General features: G+C 70.7%; 12 protein-coding genes. 8 read left to right on the forward strand and 4 right to left on the reverse strand.

The genetic code is table 11. The annotated features are described in order from the left end of the window. Position 1: 1 nt before the first annotated feature. The 7 genes from WFH44_RS11050 (at position 2) to WFH44_RS11080 (ending at position 10,777) form a co-directional block, all read left to right on the forward strand. Entirely contained in the window at positions 2-3,064 is a 3,063-nt protein-coding gene (locus WFH44_RS11050) for an FAD-binding and (Fe-S)-binding domain-containing protein (protein ID WP_336713922.1), read from the forward strand. Continuing rightward, a complete protein-coding gene (locus tag WFH44_RS11055) occupies positions 3,061-4,560 on the forward strand; it encodes an NAD-dependent succinate-semialdehyde dehydrogenase (protein ID WP_336713923.1) in 1,500 nt (499 codons plus the stop codon). The genes WFH44_RS11050 and WFH44_RS11055 overlap by 4 nt, the downstream gene beginning before the upstream one ends. Positions 4,561-4,704: 144 nt before the next feature. Continuing rightward, positions 4,705-5,910, forward strand: a complete 1,206-nt coding sequence (locus WFH44_RS11060) for a M24 family metallopeptidase (protein WP_336713924.1) — start codon at positions 4,705-4,707, stop codon at positions 5,908-5,910. Positions 5,911-5,918: 8 nt separating this feature from the next. After that, positions 5,919-7,163: an aminotransferase-like domain-containing protein gene (locus WFH44_RS11065; RefSeq protein WP_336713925.1), complete on the forward strand. Its 1,245-nt coding sequence runs from the start codon at positions 5,919-5,921 to the stop codon at positions 7,161-7,163. Beyond that, entirely contained in the window at positions 7,164-8,411 is a 1,248-nt protein-coding gene (locus WFH44_RS11070) for a M20 family metallopeptidase (RefSeq protein WP_336713926.1), read from the forward strand. Positions 8,412-8,527: 116 nt separating this feature from the next. Next, a complete protein-coding gene (locus WFH44_RS11075; protein ID WP_336713927.1) occupies positions 8,528-9,985 on the forward strand; it encodes an MFS transporter in 1,458 nt (485 codons plus the stop codon). A gap of 219 nt (positions 9,986-10,204) precedes the next feature. Then, complete coding sequence (locus tag WFH44_RS11080) at positions 10,205-10,777, forward strand: MOSC domain-containing protein (RefSeq protein WP_336713928.1); 573 nt, start codon at positions 10,205-10,207, stop codon at positions 10,775-10,777. Positions 10,778-10,857: 80 nt separating this feature from the next. Here WFH44_RS11080 and WFH44_RS11085 read toward each other — a convergent pair whose 3' ends face one another. The 3 genes from WFH44_RS11085 to ald form a co-directional block, all read right to left on the reverse strand. Then, positions 10,858-11,475 (reverse strand): J-domain-containing protein, encoded by a 618-nt coding sequence (locus WFH44_RS11085; protein ID WP_336713929.1) that lies wholly within the window; start codon positions 11,473-11,475, stop codon positions 10,858-10,860. Between the two features lie 121 nt (positions 11,476-11,596). Next, positions 11,597-12,397, reverse strand: coding sequence for a GntR family transcriptional regulator (locus tag WFH44_RS11090; protein WP_336713930.1), 801 nt, complete (start codon positions 12,395-12,397; stop codon positions 11,597-11,599). A 241-nt stretch (positions 12,398-12,638) separates the two neighbouring features. Beyond that, a complete protein-coding gene (gene ald, locus WFH44_RS11095) occupies positions 12,639-13,757 on the reverse strand; it encodes an alanine dehydrogenase (protein WP_336713931.1) in 1,119 nt (372 codons plus the stop codon). 381 nt (positions 13,758-14,138) lie between these two features. Here ald and WFH44_RS11100 point away from each other — a divergent pair, with 381 nt between their 5' ends. Continuing rightward, positions 14,139-15,365, forward strand: coding sequence for a PucR family transcriptional regulator (locus WFH44_RS11100; protein ID WP_336713932.1), 1,227 nt, complete (start codon positions 14,139-14,141; stop codon positions 15,363-15,365). Positions 15,366-15,638: 273 nt separating this feature from the next. Here WFH44_RS11100 and WFH44_RS11105 read toward each other — a convergent pair whose 3' ends face one another. Further along, the gene (locus WFH44_RS11105; RefSeq protein WP_336713933.1) at positions 15,639-17,357 is read right to left on the reverse strand and encodes an HNH endonuclease signature motif containing protein; all 1,719 of its coding nucleotides are present in this window, start codon (positions 17,355-17,357) and stop codon (positions 15,639-15,641) included. Between the last annotated feature and the right edge of the window lie 925 nt (positions 17,358-18,282).

Below are 18,282 nucleotides of genomic sequence, written 5' to 3' on the forward strand. Positions count from 1 at the left end.
CATGAGCGAAGCCGTCCTCCCCGACACCACCCGCACCCCGGACCGTCCCGCCGGCACCGCCGGCGTGGAGCGGCCCGCCGTGCTCTCCGCGCTGGCCGCAGCGGGCATCACCGCCGACGCCTCGCCGCGTCGGCGCGCCGAGTACTCCTTCGACGCGTCCAACTACCGCATCCCGCCGCTCGCCGTGGTCTTCCCGCGCAGCGTAGAGGACGTCGTCGCCGCCGTGCGGGCCTGCCGCGCCACGGGCACCCCGCTGATCGGCCGCGGCGGCGGCACCTCGATGGCCGGCAACGCGATCGGCCCCGGGGTCGTGCTGGATTTCTCCCGCTACCTGAACCGGGTCCACCGGGTCGACGAGGCGGCCGGGACGGTTTCGGTGGAGCCCGGCGTGGTGCTGGCCACGCTCTCTGCCGAGGTGGAGCGGGCGACGAACGGCCGCTTCACCTTCGCGCCGGATCCGTCCTCGAAAAACCGGGCCACGGTGGGCGGGGCGCTGGGCAACGATGCGTGCGGCAACCACTCGGTGCGCTACGGCCGCACCTCCGACCACGTGGCGGAGATCGACGTCGTGACGTCCGACGGCGCGCGGCTCACCGCGGGCGGGGAGGGGCTGCGGGCCACGGATCCCGAGGACACCGCCGCCGCGCTGCGCGCCGCGCAGCTCACCAGTGAGCTGAAGGAGCTGGCGCACGCGAACCTCGCCGGGTTCCGCACGGAGCTCGGCCGGATCCAGCGGCAGGTTTCCGGCTACCACCTGGCCAACCTGCTGCCGGAGAAGGGCTTCAACGTGGCCCGCGCGCTGGTGGGTTCCGAGGGCACCTGCGCGGTCATCGTCGGGGCGCGGATGAAGCTGGTGCCGAAGCCGGCGAGCGCTCTGCTGGTCTGCATCGGCTACCAGGACGTCGTCGAGGCCTCGCGCGACATCGGCGCCATCCTGGAGTTCTCCCCCTCGGCGGTCGAAGGGATCGACGAGGCGATCGTGGACACCATGCGCTTCCGCCGCGGCGACGGCTCGGTGCAGGGCCTGCCGGAGGGCAGGGCCTGGCTGTACGTCGACCTCGACGGCGACGACCCGGACGAGGTCGCGGGCGAGGCCGGGCGGCTGCTCGCCCGGCTCAGGGAGAACGGCCGCATGATGGACGGCCGCCCGGTGCCGGATCCGGTGGAACGCGCCTCACTCTGGCGCGTCCGGGAAGTCGGCGCCGGTCTGTCCTCCCGGCTGTCCACCGGCGGCGAGTCCTGGCCCGGCTGGGAGGATTCCGCCGTCGCGCCCGAGAAACTGCCGGACTACCTGGCGGACTTCCGCGACCTGCTGGCCAAGCACAGCCTGACCGGCGTGATGTACGGGCACCTAGGCGCCGGCTGCATGCACATCCGGATCACCTACGACCTGCGCAGCGACGCCGGCCGAGCCGTCTTCCGGACCTTCTCGCGCGAGGCCGCGGAGCTGGTGGTCCAGCACGGCGGCTCGCTCTCCGGCGAACACGGTGACGGCCGCGCCCGCTCCGAGCTGCTGCCGATCATGTACTCCGCCGCGATGCTGAGGGCCTTCGCCGACTACCGCCGGATCTGGGACCCCGCGGGCATCCTCAACCCCGGCTCGCTCACCGAACCGGACCCGCTGGACGGGCACCTGGCACTGGCCGGCGTGCCTGAGCGGGCGTGGCGCACCAGCTTCGACCTCCGCCCGATCGGCGCGGGCGGCAGCGCCAGCGCCGAGACCGACGACCCGTCGGACGAGTCCGGCGCCGGGAGCAACCCGTGGGTGCACGCCGTCCAAGGCTGCATCGGCGTGGGCAAGTGCCGCTCGGACACCGCGGGCGTCATGTGCCCCAGCTACCGCGCCACCCGGGACGAGAAGGACTCCACCCGCGGCCGTGCCCGCGTGCTGCAGGACATGGTCCGCGGCGCCCGCAGCATCGAGGAAGGCTGGCGCTCCGAGGAGGTCCGCGAGGTGCTGGACCTCTGCCTGTCCTGCAAGGCCTGCTCGAGCGACTGCCCCACCGGCACCGACATGGCGACCTACAAGTCCGAGTTCTTCGACCACTACTACCGCGGCCGGCGACGCCCGCTCTCGCACTATTCACTCGGCTGGCTGCCGCGTTGGCTCAAGCTCACCGGCCGCATCGCGCCGCTGGTCAACGCCGCGCTGGCCACCCCGCTGGGCAAGCTGGCGGCGGCCGCGGGCGGCATGACCACGAAGCGCGCGCTGCCGAAGTTCGCGGGTGCCGGCGAGTGGCGCAAGCAAGTGGCCGCGGCAGGGCTGCAGCCCGGTGAGCACGACGGCGGTGCGCGCCACGGCGCGGACCCCAGCTCCGGCGTCGTGCTCTTTGTGGACACCTTCACGCGCGGCTTCCGCCCGGAGGTCGCCGGAGCCGCCGCGCGCGTGCTCGCGGGCGCCGGGCAGCCGGCCGAATGCTCGGCGGATGCGTGCTGCGGCCTGACCTGGATCTCCACCGGCCAGCTGGACACCGCGAAAAAGCTGCTCCGCGGGGCCGCAGAGGCGCTCGACGACGGGACGGACCGGCCGATCGTCGTCGTGGAACCCAGCTGCGCCGCGGCCCTGCGCAAGGACCTGCCGGAGCTCGTGCATACCGAGCAAGCCCGCCGGGTCGCGGCCCGGGTCCGCAGCTTCGCCGCCCATGTGGGCGAGCTGGCCGCCGGCGGCTGGAAGCCGGCGCCGGCGGAGCCGCTGCCGGAGCAGGTGGTGCTGCAGACGCACTGCCACGAGTACGCCGTCTTCGGCGCCGCAACCCAGCGGCAGGCCCTGGCCGCGGTCGGCATCGAAGGCGTCACGGACGCCACCGGGTGCTGCGGCGTCGCCGGCAACTTCGGCTTCGAGAAGCAGCACTACGACGTGAGCATGCAGGTGGCCGAGCATGCCCTGGCCCCCGCGCTGCGCGGCAGCGGTCCGGACGTGCCGGTGCTGACGGACGGCTTCTCCTGCGCCATGCAGGTCAACCAGCTCGCCCCGGACAGACCCGGCAGGCATCTCGCCCAGCTGCTCGACCCCGAACCTGACCAGACCGACCAGACCATTGACAAGAAGGACTCTCCCGCATGACCACTGAGACCACTGCCCGTACCGACGAAGCTACCTCGCAGGCGGCCCGCGACGCCGTCGCCAAGGTCAGCACCGGCGTCTTCATCGACGGCGAATGGAGCGAATCCGCCTCCGGCGCCCGCTTCGACGTCGTCAATCCCGCCACCGAGGAAGTCATCGCCACCGTGGCCGACGGCGGCCCGGAGGACGCCCGCCGCGCCATCGAATCCGCCGGCCGGGTGCAGAAGGAGTGGGCGAAGACCGCGCCGCGCGAGCGCAGCGAGATCCTCCGGCGCGCCTACGACCTGATCATGGCGCGGCAGGACGAGCTGGCGCTGGTGATGACCACGGAGATGGGCAAGCCGTTCACGGAGGCCAAGGGCGAGGTAGCTTACGCCGCCGAGTTCTTCCGCTGGTTCTCCGAGGAGGCCGTGCGGATCGGCGGCGACGTGACCACCACGGGCGACGGCAGGAACCGCATCCTGGTCTCCAAGGAACCGGTTGGCCCGTGCGTGCTGGTCACCCCGTGGAACTTCCCGCTGGCCATGGGCACCCGCAAGATCGGCCCGGCCATCGCCGCCGGCTGCACCATCGTGTTCAAGCCGGCCAACCTGACCCCGCTGTCCTCGCTGGCGCTAGCGGACATCCTCGTCGAGGCCGGCCTGCCCAAGGGCGTGCTCAACGTGGTCTGCACGTCGAAGGCGTCCTCCGTGGTGACGCCGTGGATGGAGAGCGGCATTGCCCGCAAGGTCAGTTTCACCGGATCCACCGAGGTCGGCGTGAAGCTGCTTGAGCAGGCGGCCAGGCACGTCATGCGCTCCTCAATGGAGCTCGGCGGCAACGCACCCTTCATCGTGTTCGAGGACGCAGACCTGGACCGTGCCGTCGAGGGCGCGGTCGCCGCCAAGATGCGCAACATGGGCGAGGCCTGCACCGCGGCGAACCGCCTGTTCGTGCAGCGGCCGGTCGCCGGGGAGTTCGCCCGCAAGCTGGCCGCGCGGCTCGGCGCACTCACGGTGGGCGACGGCGCCAAGGATGGCACCGACGTCGGCCCTTTGGTGGAGGAGAAGGCCCTGGTGAAGGTGCAGGAACTCGTGGACGACGCCGTCGCCAAGGGCGCCACGGTGGTGTGCGGCGGCTCCCGTCCGGAACGCCCCGGCTACTTCTACTCCCCCACGGTGCTTTCCGACGTCGATCCGGCCGCGGACCTGATGAGCGAGGAGATCTTCGGCCCGGTGGCGCCCGTCATCCCCTTCGACACCGAAGAGGAAGTCACCCGGCTGGCCAACGACACCCCGTGGGGGCTGGTCGGCTACCTGTTCACGCAGGACGTGGGCCGCGGCTTCCGGATGGGCGAGGCTCTGGAGGTCGGCATGGTCGGCCTGAACACCGGCATCGTGTCCAACCCGGCGGCGCCGTTCGGCGGCATCAAGGCCTCGGGCCTGGGCCGCGAGGGCGGGCGCGTGGGGATCGAGGAGTTCCTCGAGTACAAGTACATGGCCGTTCCGCGCGGCTGATCGGCTGTCCTTTGCGGCGCCGCTGACGGGCTGGAACAAGGGACCGGCCGGCCACCCTTGTTCCAGCCCGTTTTCTCCCTGTACATTGTTTACAATCTACTATTTTTAGTGACGTGCATCACGACAGGCATGTGAGGAGTCCAGATGGAACCAAACGGCATCGCCACGATGCTCTTCTCCATCGAAGAGTACGAGGCGCGGCTCGCAGCGGTCCGGCTGCGCATGGAGGACCAGGGCCTGAGCGCCCTGATCGTCACCGACCCGGCCAACATCTATTACCTGACCGGCTACAACGCCTGGTCCTTCTACACCCCGCAGATGGTGTTCGTGCCGGCCCAGGGCGACATGATCCTCTTCACCCGGCAGATGGACGCCAACGGCGCGTTCCGGACGGCGTGGCTGCCCGAGGAGTGCATCGTTGGCTACCCGGAGAGCTACATCCACCGGCCGCACATCCACCCCTTCGACTGGGTCGCGTTCGCGCTGCGCGAGCGGCACCTGATCGCGCCGGCGGCCAGGGGCTGCGTGGGCCTGGAGATGGACTCGCATTTCTTCGCGCCGAAGGCCTACCGGGCGCTGGTCAACGCCATCCCGGAGTGGACGCTGGTGGACAGCTTCGAACTGGTGAACTGGGTGCGGTCCGTGAAGTCGCCCGCGGAAATCCAGCTGATGCACAAGGCCGCGGTGATCACCAACAACGCGATGGCCGCCGCCGAGGAGGCCATCCGTCCCGGGGCCAGGCAGTGCGACATCGCGGCCGCGATCACGGAGGCGCAGATCTCCGGCACCGAGGAATTCGGCGGCGACTACACGGCCATCGTGCCGCTGCTGCCGACGGCGGAATCCGCCGACACCCCGCACCTGACCTGGAGCGAGCGTCGGCTGCGCGGGGACGAGGCGGTCGTCGTCGAACTCGCCGGCGCCTACAGGCGCTACCACGTCCCGCTGAACCGCACCTTCCTGCTCGGCCAGCCGTCCGCTGAACTGAGCCGCGTGGCCGAAGCGACGGACGCCGGCCTCAACGCCATGCTGGATGTGATCGGCGCCGGCGTGCCCGTGCGCGAGGTCGCCGCTGTGTGGAACCGGACCATCTTCGAGTACGGCTACGAAAAGGACTCGCGGCTGGGCTACTCGATCGGCATCGGCTACCCGCCGGACTGGGGCGAGCGCACCATCAGCATCCGCAGCGAGGACGAGCGGATCCTGGCCGAGAACATGACGTTCCACCTGATCTGCGGGATGTGGATGGACAACTACGGCTACGGACTCTCCGAATCCATCCGCGTCACCGCCACCGGCGCCGAAACCTTCACCACCTACAAACGGGGCCTGCTCCCCATCAACAGCTAGGAGTTCCCATGACCCTGCGCAACCTTCCCCTCGCGGCACGGGCCGGCGACCTGGTCGGCTCCGTCATCGACTCCAGCACCTCGCTGCTGGCCAAGCAGACCCACGACATCGTGCGCTTCGCGATGGGCGCCCCCGCGGAGGAAGCCGTGCCCGTCGAGCTGTTCAACAGCGTGCCGGCCGCGGTCTACGACGCCTCCTCCTACACCTACGGCGCCACGGAGGGCGAGCCGCACCTCATCGACGCGCTCACCGAGTACTTGTCGACGACGGCGGATCCCACCGCGCGGGAACGCATCACCATCACGTCGGGCGGCATGCAGGGGCTGGACCTGGCCTTCAAGATCTTCGTCGACCCCGGCGACCTGGTGGTTGTGGAGAGCCCGACGTATACCAACGGCTCGGCCACCGCGCTCAGCTACGGCGCGGAGCTGTTGGAGGTCCCGGTCGACGAGGACGGCATGGACGTCAACCAGCTGGAGGCGCTGGTGGCGGGCCGAGGGAAGACGCCCAAGGCCATCTACACCATCCCCAACTTCCAGAACCCCTCGGGGACGACGCTCTCGCTGCCGCGCCGCAAGCGGCTGCTGGAGCTGGCGCATCAGTGGAACGCCGTGATCGTGGACGACGACCCGTACGGCCTGCTGCGGTTCGAGGGCGAGGAACTGCCCACCTTCAACCAGCTCAGCCCGGACGATCCGCTGATCTTCTCGGTGCGCACCTTCTCCAAGATCCTCGCCCCCGGCTTGCGCGTCGGCTGGGTGGAGACCGACCCGGAGCTGCAGCACCTGGTCATCAATGCCAAGCAGGCCATGGACACCTGCACCAACGTGCCGGCCCAGCACCTGGTGGCCGAGTTCATCCTGCGCGGCGGCCTGGACGACCACCTGGCCTGGCTGCGCCGTGAGTACCAGGGCCGCAAGCGCGCCATGTTGGAGAGCATCGAGCGGCATCTCGGGGACCGCGTGCGCACCACGGACCCTGACGGCGGCTTCTTCCTCTGGGTGACGCTGCAGGGCGAGGACGCGAAGATCAACACCCAGCGGCTGTTCGAAGTCGCGCTGGCCGAGGGCGTGGCCTTCATCCCCGGCCCGGCGCTCTCGCCGACCGGCCGCTTCGCCGACGCCTTCCGGCTCTGCTTCGCGTCCTCGTCGCCGGAGCGCACCGAGACCGGCATCGTCCGCCTCGCCGCGGCCCTCGACAAGGCCCGCGCCGAGGTGTCCATCGGCACCGCCGCCTCCTCGGGAGCACGGTAGGTGGCGCCGGCACCCGGCGAGGCAGCCCAGCGCGCGCTGACTGCCACCGAGCAGGCCGTGCTCGACGCTGTCGACCTGGACCGGGTCGTCGACCTCGCCTCCCGGCTCATCGGGGCCGGCGGCGAGAACCCCGGGGACACGGAAGCCGCCACCGTCGCCGTACTGGAAGCGGCCGCCCGGGAACTCGGGCTGGACATCGCCACCCAGTCCGCGGCCCCCGACCGCCCGAACATCTCGATCACCTTGTTGCCCGCCGACCCCGCCGCGGCCGCACCCGGCCTGATGTTCCTCGGCCACTCCGACGTCGTCCCGGCCGGGCCCGGCTGGAGCCGCCAGCCCTTCCAGGCTGCCGTGGACAACGGCCGGCTCTACGGGCGGGGCGCAACGGACATGAAGGGCGGACTGGCCGCGGTCCTCGGCGCCATGGCGGCGCTCAAGCGGTCGGGCGCCGCACTCTCCGGCCCCGTCACGCTGGTCTGCACCGTGGACGAAGAGGACCTCGGCCTCGGCATCCGGACGCTGGCCGCCTCCCCCCTGCCCCATGACTACCTTGGCTGCGTCGTGGCCGAACCCACGGACCTGGAGACCGTCGTCGGCTGCCGCGGCGACAGCTACCTGGAACTGGAAGTCACCGGCCGCCCCGCGCACTCCGGCCGCCCGGCGGACGGGCGCAACGCCATCGCCGCCGCCGCGCGGATCTGCGAACTCATCCGCGCGGACCACGAGCGGCTGCAGCGGGACCAGGACGACCTCCTCGGGGCCGGCACCTGGAACGTCGGACTGATCGAAGGCGGCCAGGGCACCTCAGTGGTGGCGCCGTCGTGCTCCCTCTCCCTGGACCGCCGGCTGATGCCGGACGATGACCCGGAGCGCATCCTCGCGGACCTGCTGGCCCGGATCCGCGAGGCCGGCATCGACACGGACGGGATCTCCGTCGCCGGCCGCGTCAGCATGCAGATGCCCGGTTTCCGCACCCCCGCGGACCATCCGCTGGTCGCGGCGGCCGTGGCCAGCGTGGAATCCGCCGGGGGCAGCACCCGGATCGGCGGCTGGACGGCAGCGTGCGACGGCGGCTTCATCGTCCGCGACTTCGGCGTGCCTGCCATTGTGCTCGGCCCGGGCGGCCTGAACGACCAAGCCCACCAGGCGGACGAGTCGGTCGGCCTGGAGGAGCTGGCCATCGCCGCGCGCGCCTATGCCCTCCTCTGCCTGCGGACCCTCAACCACCACGCGACGCCAAGCCCGTAACCCGCACCAGCCACCATCCACCCCCGAGCCACCACCCAAGGGGCTCCCATCAGCTGCCTGGCCAGCTACCCGGACCGGACAACGCCGTCCGGCCCGATTGAGTGAAGGAGCACTTCATGAGCACTTCCGAATCCCTGCGCAACAACCAGCCGGAGCCCAGAACGGCGCCGGGCGCCGAACCAGGCACGCCCGAGGGCAAGCGCACGCTCAACCGCGCCATCCTCGGCTCGGCCCTGGGCAACGCCGTCGAATGGTTCGACTATGGCGTATACGGCTATCTGACGATCTTCATGGCGGTGAACTTCTTCGGTTCGGAGGAAGGCGACGGCGGCCTCGGCGTCACGCTCACCCTCGCCACCCTCGCGCTGTCCTTCCTGGTCCGCCCGCTGGGCGGCATCATCCTCGGCCCGCTCGGCGACAAGGTCGGCCGGCAGAAGGTCATGGTCCTGACCGTGATGATGATGACGCTGGCCACCGGTGCCATCGGCCTGCTGCCCACGCTGCAGACCGTCGGCGCCCTGGCCCCGGTCCTGCTGCTGCTCTGCCGGCTGGTCCAGGGCTTCTCCGCCGGCGGCGAGTACGGCGGCGCCGCCGTCTACATGGCCGAATCCGCCCCGGACCGCCGGCGCGGATTCCTCGGCTCCTTCCTGGAGTTCGGCACCACCGTCGGCTTCATGCTGGCCGCCGTCGTCTGCACCACGCTGATCACCGTCGCCGGCGAGCAGGCCGTCCAGGACGGCCTCTGGCGCATCCCGTTCCTGCTGACCATCCCGCTCGGCCTGACCGCGCTGTGGATCCGCACCCGGCTGGGCGAAGCGCCGGTCTTCTCCGAGGCCTCCGCGCAGCACGAGACCACCGGTTCCCCGCTGCGCCACGTGATCGTCAACAACTGGCGCCAGATCCTGGTCCTCGCCGGCTTCGTGGTGCTGCTGAATGTGGCGTTCTATCTGATCCTCGGCTACATGCCGACCTATCTCAGCGGCCAGCTGGGCCACAGCACGGCCCAAGGCAACTGGATGCTCGTGGGCATCATGGCCCTGATGCTGGTGGCGATCCCGCCAATGGGCGCGCTGTCCGACCGGGTCGGCCGCAAGCCCCTGCTGCTGGCAGCCGCCGGCGGGTATGCGCTGCTCTCGGTCCCCGCCATCATGCTCCTCGGCATCCCCAACCTGCTGCTGCAGTTCCTCGGCCTGGCCGTCCTCGGCCTGCTGCTGGTGGTCCTGGTCTCCTCCGTCTCCTCTACCCTGCCGGCGCTGTTCCCCACGGCCGTGCGCTACAGCGGCTTCGCCATCGGCTACAACTTCTCGACGGCGTTCTTCGCCGGCCCGTCCCAGACCGTGGCCAACCAGCTGATCGAAACCACCGGCAACCAGCTCGTGCCGGGCTGGTACATGGCCATCGCCGGCATCATCGGCTTCGTCAGCATCCTCTGCATGCGCGAGACCTCCCAGGCCACACTGCGCGGCGAGGAACTCCCCGGCGTCCCGGAATCCACCGGGCTACCCAGCCTCCGCCACGTCGAGCTCAACCGCGAGGACGCCCGTGCCCGCCGCGAGGCCTTCCACAACGCCTGAGGCCGACAGCCCGGCGCGAAGCCTTCCACAACGCCTGGACCGACGCCCGCCGCGAGGCCTTCCACAACGCGTCGGCCCGACAGCCCGCCGCCAATCCCGACACGGATCGGCGGCGGGCTTCGCCGTGCCCGCCGCGCCGGATGTTTTCGCCGAGCCCGCCACGCCGCGCGTTCCGCCAGGCTGACCTACCCGCAGTCAGCCCGTCCTAAGCTGGGTGTCATGACGGCGACGTTCGCATACCCAGTGGAGATCCTGCACCTGCTGGTCTCCCCGTCCCATGCATACTTCGGCCGCGCGCGGGACGGCGCCGCCGACGTCCCCACCTCGGACGTCGAGCAGGTCGAGGTGGTCGCGGGGAAAGGCATCGTCGGCGACCGCTTCTTCGGCAAGGCCGCGCACATGGACGCCGCGGTCACGCTCATGGCCGTCGAGTCCCTCGAATCCATCGCCGCGGAGCTGGAGGCGGCGCCCTTCGACCCGCTCCTGGCCCGGCGCAATGTGGTCCTCAGGGGCGCCCAGCTCGCCCCGCTGGTCGGCGAGGAATTCACCCTGGAATCCGGCGGCGGCTCCGTCACCCTGCGCGGCGGCCGGCAGGCCCACCCCTGCGCCTGGATGGACCGGATGCTCGCCCCCGGAGCCCACGCCGCCATGCGAGGACGGGGCGGCATCCGCTGCCAGCCACTGACCGGCGGCATCCTGCGCCGCGGCCCGGCCACGCTGCTGAGCCCGGTCCCGCTGGAGCCCGGACAAGCCGGCGCCCAAGCCCTGCTCAGGAAGACGCGGCTGCCCTGACCCGGCCCGGCCACACGCCGCAGCCCGCCGGTCCTGCGCCAGTCCCGCCCTCTCAGCAGTGCGCCGTCAGCCGTGCACCGTCAGTCCCCGCGCCGGTCCCCGCGCCGGTCCCCGCGCCGCGGGCGCCGCCACCAGGGACGTTTGGGCTCCGGCTCGGGTTCCGGCGGGAGCGCCGCCCGGCGGGCCTCGCGGCGCTCCTGCCAACGCCGGACCTCCCCATCCACGTCGCGCGTCTTGGTGATGACCGGCGGCCCGCCCTGGAGCTGGCGCCGGGCATCGATGACCCTTGCGTTGAAGTCCTCGACGATCTCGCGGACCTGCTTCTCCGTGTACACGCGGTCCAACGTGCCGTCGAGTTCCACATCCTCGGTGCGCAGCAGGATCGCCTTTGGCCCCAGCCCGGTCAGGTTTTCGCGCTGGATCAGCCCCTTGACCCACCAGTCCGGATCGTTCCCCTGCCCCAGCCCCGGGATCGGCTTGCCCGCGTACTTCAGGTTGTCGAACTCACCACGGGCCATCGCGTCGCGGATCAGGTAGTCGGCCCTCGCAGCGCTCCCAAGCTTGCGCCGCTTCTCCTCGAGCTCCTCCTCCGCGGCCGCAGCCTGCGCTTCCGCAGCGCTGCCGCCCGAGGCACGCACGGAACGCACCTCGGCAGCCCGTTCCAGCCGCCGCTTGTATTCGTCAGACGCCCTGCCCATCAGGCTCACCGCCTCCGGTTATCTCGTGGTTCCGGTTCACCCAGAGCCTATGCCTTCCGGCTGCCCGGAGCGTCAGCTCCGTCGGCTCTGCCCGCCCCGTCGGTGCCGTCGGCGCCGACCGTTACGCTACCGGCTCCGCCGCCGCCCCTTTCGCAGCCGCCGCCGGCACCACGCCGCCGTCGTTCTCCATTGCGCCCTCCGGCGCGTTCTCCGTTACATCCACCTTTGCGTTTTCCGGCGCATTCTCCAGCGCCCGCATGCTGCTGGAAATCTTTTCCACCGCGTCATCCATGTGGTGGGCCAGCAGCTTGTGGAACAGCGGCACGTTCGCCGTCCCGATCGCGTCCGCGATGGCCTCGTGCTCGGCCAGCCGGTCCTCCGGGGTGTAGCCGGTGTCCTCGAGCGCCGCCATGCACATCCGGGTCTCCGTCATCAGCGTCTGGTGCATGCGCGAGAGCCGGCCGCTGTCCGCCATCCTGACCAGCAGTTCGTGGAACTCGATGTCCAGGTCGCTCAGGACGCTGCCCCGCTCGCCGGCGGCGACGGCCTGCGCCATCTTGTCCGTCACGGTCCGCAACGCGGCGGCCACCTTCTCGTGGATGCCGACAACCTCGATGATCTTCAGCCCGGCGGCGCGCTCGACGGCGGTGCGCGCCAGGTACATGTCGGCAATATCCTCCGGGCCGAGTTCCGTCACGAAAATGCCGCGGTTCCGTATGCTGACCAGCAGGCCTTCCTGGGTCAGCCGCTGCATCGCCTCGCGCAGCGGGCCCCGGCTGACGCCCAGCTCGCGAGCCAGGTCCGCCTCCCCCAACTGCTGTCCAGGCTGCAGTTCGCCGTGCCCGATGGCGTAACGCAGCTTCCGGGCGATGATGGCCGGCGTGGACTCCTGGACCAGCGGCTCGATGAATCGATGTGCCATGGGCTTCCTTGCTCTCGGCATTGGCTGCTTGGCAGGCGCCGAATGCCGCCGCCTGTCCATTGCAGACAATCTTACAACTGCATCCGGGAACGCGGCCAGACAAGCCCGACCGCAAAAGCCCGCGGGGCGGATGCACCGTGTTCAGTGGACCCGCCCCGCGGCGTGTTGGATCTATTGAATTGCGGGCCCCGTGACGTTGGGCCTATGCGAAGGAGTCGAGTCCTCGCGAAGGAGCCAAGTCCTACGCGTTGACCAGCACGCCGGCTTCCGCCAGCTCAAGGCCGAAGGCTTCGGCGACCGAGCGGTGCCGGACCTGGCCCGCCGAGACGTTCAGGCCCGCGGCAAGCGCCGGATCCTTGGCCAGCGCCGCGTCGACGCCCAGGTCGGCGAGCAGCGCCGCGTAGCGCAGCGTGACGTTGGTCAGTGCGTAGGTGGAGGTGTTCGCGACGGCGCCCGGCATGTTGGCCACGCAGTAGAAGAGCGAGTTGTGCACGGTGAAGGTCGGATCCTCGTGCGTGGTGGGCCGGCTGTCGGCGAAGCAGCCGCCCTGGTCCACCGCGATGTCCACCAGGACGCTGCCCGGCTTCATCTTCGCGACCAGCTCGTTGCTGACCAGCTTCGGAGCCTTCGCGCCCGGGATCAGGACGGAGCCGATCACCAGGTCCGACTCCACCACGGAGCGCTCGACCTCGAGGCTGTTGGAGGCCACGGTCTTCAGGCGGCCGGAGTACTGGGCGTCCAGCTCGCGCAGGCGGTTGACATTGATGTCCAGGATGGTGACGTCCGCGCCGAGGCCGAGCGCCATCGCGGCCGCGTTGGTGCCGGCCACGCCCGCACCCAGCACGGTGACCTTGGCCGGCCGGACACCCGGCACGCCGCCGAGCAGCACGCCGGGGCCGCCGGCGGGCTTGGTCAGGGCAGTGGCGCCAACCTGCACGGAGAGCCGTCCGGCCACCTCGCTCATCGGGGCGAGCAGCGGCAGCGCACCATTTGCGGTCTGCACGGTCTCGTAGGCGATGGCAGTGACGCCGGAGTCGAGCAGCGCGCGGGTCAGCTCCGGTTCGGCGGCCAGGTGCAGGTAGGTGAAGAGCACCAGCCCGTCCCGGAAGTGGCGGTACTCGGAGGCGATCGGCTCCTTGACCTTCATGACCATCTCGGCGCGGGCCCAGACCTCGTCCGCGCCGGCCACGATCTCGGCACCGGCAGCGACGTACTCGGCGTCCTCGATGCTGGAGCCAACGCCGGCGCCGGCCTCGATCAGCACCTGGTGGCCGCGGCCGCGCAGTTCGTGCACGCCGGAGGCCGTGATGGCCACGCGGAATTCGTTGTTCTTGATTTCCTTGGGAACGCCGATGATCATCGGGGTGCCTCCGTATTTGTGGGTGGGATTCTGTGCCGGAACCGGCCGTGCATCAACTGTAGGGGCGGAAATTACGACGCCGGCCGCGCCCCTTCGCGGGGCACCGCGGCACCGGTTGTGGCAGCGTGAGGCAACTTGCCGCCGTCGTCCGCTCCCGAAGCCGCCTCGATCCGCGGATCCGCGCGGAGAATCGGGCCATAGCCGGTTTGAGCGGCGGAACGCCCGTTGTGACGGCTACCACAGCTATGCTGGAACCTGCAATCGACAATTGTCGAGTCGCGGCGCAGCAACTGTCGCCCGTTGTCTACGTGGCCCGGGCCACTCCCCCGCCCGCCGTCGACCGGCAGCTTGTCGGCCCGAGCCGTTTCTACAGGAGAGTGCGTGCAGAACCTCACCACCGAGCAGGCCGTCGAGTCGATCGCCCGAACCCTGGACCACGGGGTCTCCGTGGAGGACCTGGACGGAGACCTGATCGCATACAGCAGCCACCGCGCCTCGGCGGACCCGGTGCGGGTGAACTTCCTGCTCACCAAGAAGGTGCCCGAAGACGTCAGCGCCTGGCAGCTCAGCCACGGCATCGCCACCGCCGTGCGGCCCGTGGTGGTCGGCGCCAACGAATCGCTTGGCATGCTCGGCCGCGTCTGCGTGCCGCTGCTGGTGCGCGGGTTCCGCGTCGGCTACCTCTGGGTCCTGCAGGAACCCGGCGAAGCACCGGACTCGATCCTGGCCGCGCTGCCGCAGGTCCGGCCGCTCATGGACGGCCTGGCCGAGGAACTGCTGGACACCAACACCCCCGAGTCCGAAGCCCGGCGGCGCCGCGAAACGCAATTCCTCGCCGCATGCGCCGGCGACAGCGCCGCCATCGAGGACGTGGCCGGTTGGCCGGAAGTGGGCGGCCGGGAGCCATGGGCCCTCGGCGTGGTCATGGAGCGCATCGATGACCCGGACGTGGCGATGGCCGAACTCGCGGATCCGGAGGCGGCCGTGCTGCTTCAGCGCGTCTCCGCCCTGCAGGCCACCGTCGGCATCCGCCCCGCGCTCCTCAGCGCCGGCGCCCCGCAGCACGCCGTACTGCTCTTCCGCGATCTGGCCGGACGCTCAGAGCACCAGGAAGTGCTGCAGCGCTACGGCCATGAAATCTCGCTGCGCGGCGGGCACCCCGAGCGGCCCGACATGCTGGGGCTCAGCGAACCCTTCACCGACCTGCGCCGGCTGCCGGCCGCGTACCGGGAAGCGACGACGGCGGTGCAGGCCGCCTCCGTGGATCCGCGCGTAGGGCAGCTCGTCGACTACCGCGACACCGGCGTCTACCAGTTCCTCGCCGAATCGCGCGGACTGCTGCCGACCGGGTCCGTGCATTACCGCGAACTCGCCGAGCGGGACCGGAACGGCGAACTGCTGCCCGTCCTCGAGCTGCTCTACGACACCGACGGCTCGGTCGCCGACGTCGCCGCGGGCCTGCACCTGCATCGCAGCAGCGTCTATAACCGGCTGGCCAAAGTCCGCTCCATCATCGGCGCCGACCCCCTCAAAGGCCACACTCGGCTGGAGCTGCACCTCGCCCTCAAAGCCGCCCGGTGGTCCCGCCGCCCCCGCCTCACGGACTGAGCGGCTGAGTTCCCGGAGGGTGCCAGCGCCGGCCCAGCGTACGCCCGCCTGGGAACTCGCCGGAGCCGCGCATCCCGGCAGGGCCTTTAGGCCTGCCTCCCGGCTGGACTTCCGCTCGCGCTTCCCGACTAGAAAGCCTGTCCGTGCGCCTCGGTTGGACCGCTATTCGCACCTCCGGAGCGCGGGTCCCGCTGTTGTGGTGCGCCGGCGTAGGAGGACGCGGGCCTTTCCCCGCTTACCGGAGCTCCCGGCGCACCGGAGCTCCCCGCGCGCTTAGAAGGGTGGTGGTGTGGTGTCGTTGAAGGGGTCGGGTGGCGGGGGCGGGGGTGGTGTGATGCCGTGGCTGATCCAGGAGCCGTCGGGGTAGCTGGTGTAGGTCTGGCCGGTTTTGGTTTGGTGGCGGATCACGCCGTGGGGCTGTTGGGTGGTGTGCCAGCCGTCGTTGTGTTTGGCCAGGTGGTCGGGTTTGCAGCGCAGGACGAGGTTATCGAGTTCGGTTTTGCCGCCGTGTTCCCACGCCTGGGTGTGGTCGAGTTCGCAGTGCTTCCAGCGCGTGCGGCAGCCGAGCCCGCGGCAGGTTTCGTCGCGTAGCCGGACTTGGCGTTTGAGCCATTCGGGCGGATGCCGCATCTCGCGGGCCACGATGACTGCCTGGTCGTGTTCGTCGGTGATGACCGGCAGCCAGGATTTCGCCAGGCCGGCCAGCCGGCGGGCCATGCCGGGCGGGATCGGCCCGTACCCGGCCAGCCGGCGGGCCATGCCGGGCGGGATCGGCCCGTACCCGGCCAGCTCGCCCGGCTCGTCCCCGCCCGCCGCGGTGGCCAGCGGAATCGTCACCGCGACGAACGCCTTCACGTTCCCGCCGCCCCACGCCTCACCGACACTGCGTTCCACCGCCGCACCCGCTGCCCCGTCGGCCGTGCCGGCGGTACCGCTGGCGGCGGACCCGGTCCCGGCGGCGGCCGGACCGTAGAGCCCGCCCTGCCCGGCCGCGGCAGCACCGGCCGACGCCGGCCCGAAAGCCTGGCTCCCGCCATTGACGGCAGAGCCGGCCGCCGGCCCGAAAGCCGTACCGGCGGCTTGGGCAGCAGCTTCAGCAGGGGCTCCGGGGCTGCCTTCACCGTGGCTGCTGTAGTCACCGGTACCCGCGGTTGCGGCGGTGACCGGGGGTTGGAGGCAGAGGTCGGTGAAGACGTCGGCGCGCAGCTGGGCCAGGGTGCGGGTTTCCCCGTCGAGGGTTTTGAGGTGCTTCGCGTGCTCCTGCACCAGGCTATAGACACTCATCGCGGTGTCGGCGCCGGTCTGCACGCACAGTTCGGCCATCCCGTCTTCCTGCGGCCGGAACCACACCCCGCGGTGCTCCATCGCCCGGGCATGCCGCTCCTGAAGGGTCTGCGGGTGCAGCCGGTGCCGGGCCGCCCGGGCGCGGTCCTGCACGGTCTCGCGGACCACGTGCTCCGCCCCGGGCAGCACCGCCTGCTCGTACTCGCCCAATACCGCGGCGGGCAGGTCGCGGGAGCCGCGCACGATCGCGGTCGCCCGGCCCAGGTCCACCCGCCCCTCACCCATCGCCGCCATCGTGTCCGGGAAGTGCGCGCAGAGCTGGACCGCGTCGGCCAGTTCCGGGACCAGGGTTTTCTGGGATTGGTGCAGGTGCGCGGCCAGTTCCCGCACCGTGCCCCGGTCATGGCCCTCCGCACCCATCAGCGGGGACCCGGGCTCGGTCCGGCGGGACGCGAACTCGCCCAAACCCCGGACACGCTGCGCGTGCCAGGACGCGGTCACCTTCTCCACCGCGGCCAGGTACTCCAGCAGCACCCCGTCCGCCAACCCTGCCAGATCCTGCCGGGCCAGCACCACGGCCAGGTCCGCCGGTGTGATGTCCCGCCAGGCCTGGAACCACTCCACCGGCCCGTGCTCCACCAGCGCCGGCGGCTTCGGCTTCGCCGCTTCCCTGGCCTGCTCCCGCTTCGCCCGCTGCGCCGGAGACAACGCCCAATCCGGCACCCCATCCCCGCCCCCATCCGCCGGCGGCCCGAAGGCAGCCTCGGGATCACCGCAAACCGGCTCCACCGCACCGGAACCGCCCGGCTCACGAGGTGGCCCTGCTACGGCCCCGGCTTCATCTGACTCGGCAGGCCGGGCATCGCCGGCCGCGGGATCGGACTCCGAATGGCTTGGATTCGCGCCGCCAACGGCAGGGGCAGAACCGGAAACAGGGGAAGCGTGCGGTGACTCCGGCGCGGCAGCGGAGGCAGATGGGTTTTCCACGGGCGCGCCCGGAGCCGTGTCAGGGGCTTCCAGGCCCGCGATGTGAACGGTACCGAAGATTGGATCTTCCACGACACGCAGTTGCTGTCCGGCACCAGGGGCCAGGTCCGGATACATCCGCCGCAGGCACTCCTCCAGCAGCGCCCTATGCAAGTGATACTCAAAACGAGAAGAACGCCCACCCCGGACAGCATCGAAGCCGGCATTGACCTGCCACTTCCCCGACCGATGCTTCCCGAAGTCCTCCATGCACCAACACTAAGAGCTGCCTCTGACAATATTCGGGGCTTAGACCGAGGCCTTGGAAAACGGATGCTGCAAGACGAGCGAGCGCAATCAGTTCACGAAGGAGCCTTCGCAAGAAACCTCACTTTGGGAGACAGAAACCGTCGGGCAGGCCTCACAGCTCGCCTCCAGGCCGACCAGTGAAACGGGTAGCGGAAACTGTCGCCACAATAAATGGGCCCACAGGGCCGGGACCGTGATGGTTTCGGGACAGATCGTCCTCGAGTGTCGCCCCAGCTCCCGCCGGCGCCGGCCGCACGGCAGATTGGACGTCATCTTCTTCCCCGCTCTTCCACTGTCAGTGCGCGCTGACATAATCGGAACCAGGTGCCCGGAGCGCTCCGGCACATGCATGCAGCGA

The organism is Arthrobacter sp. USHLN218 (assembly GCF_037144715.1).
Lineage (GTDB): Bacteria > Actinomycetota > Actinomycetes > Actinomycetales > Micrococcaceae > Crystallibacter.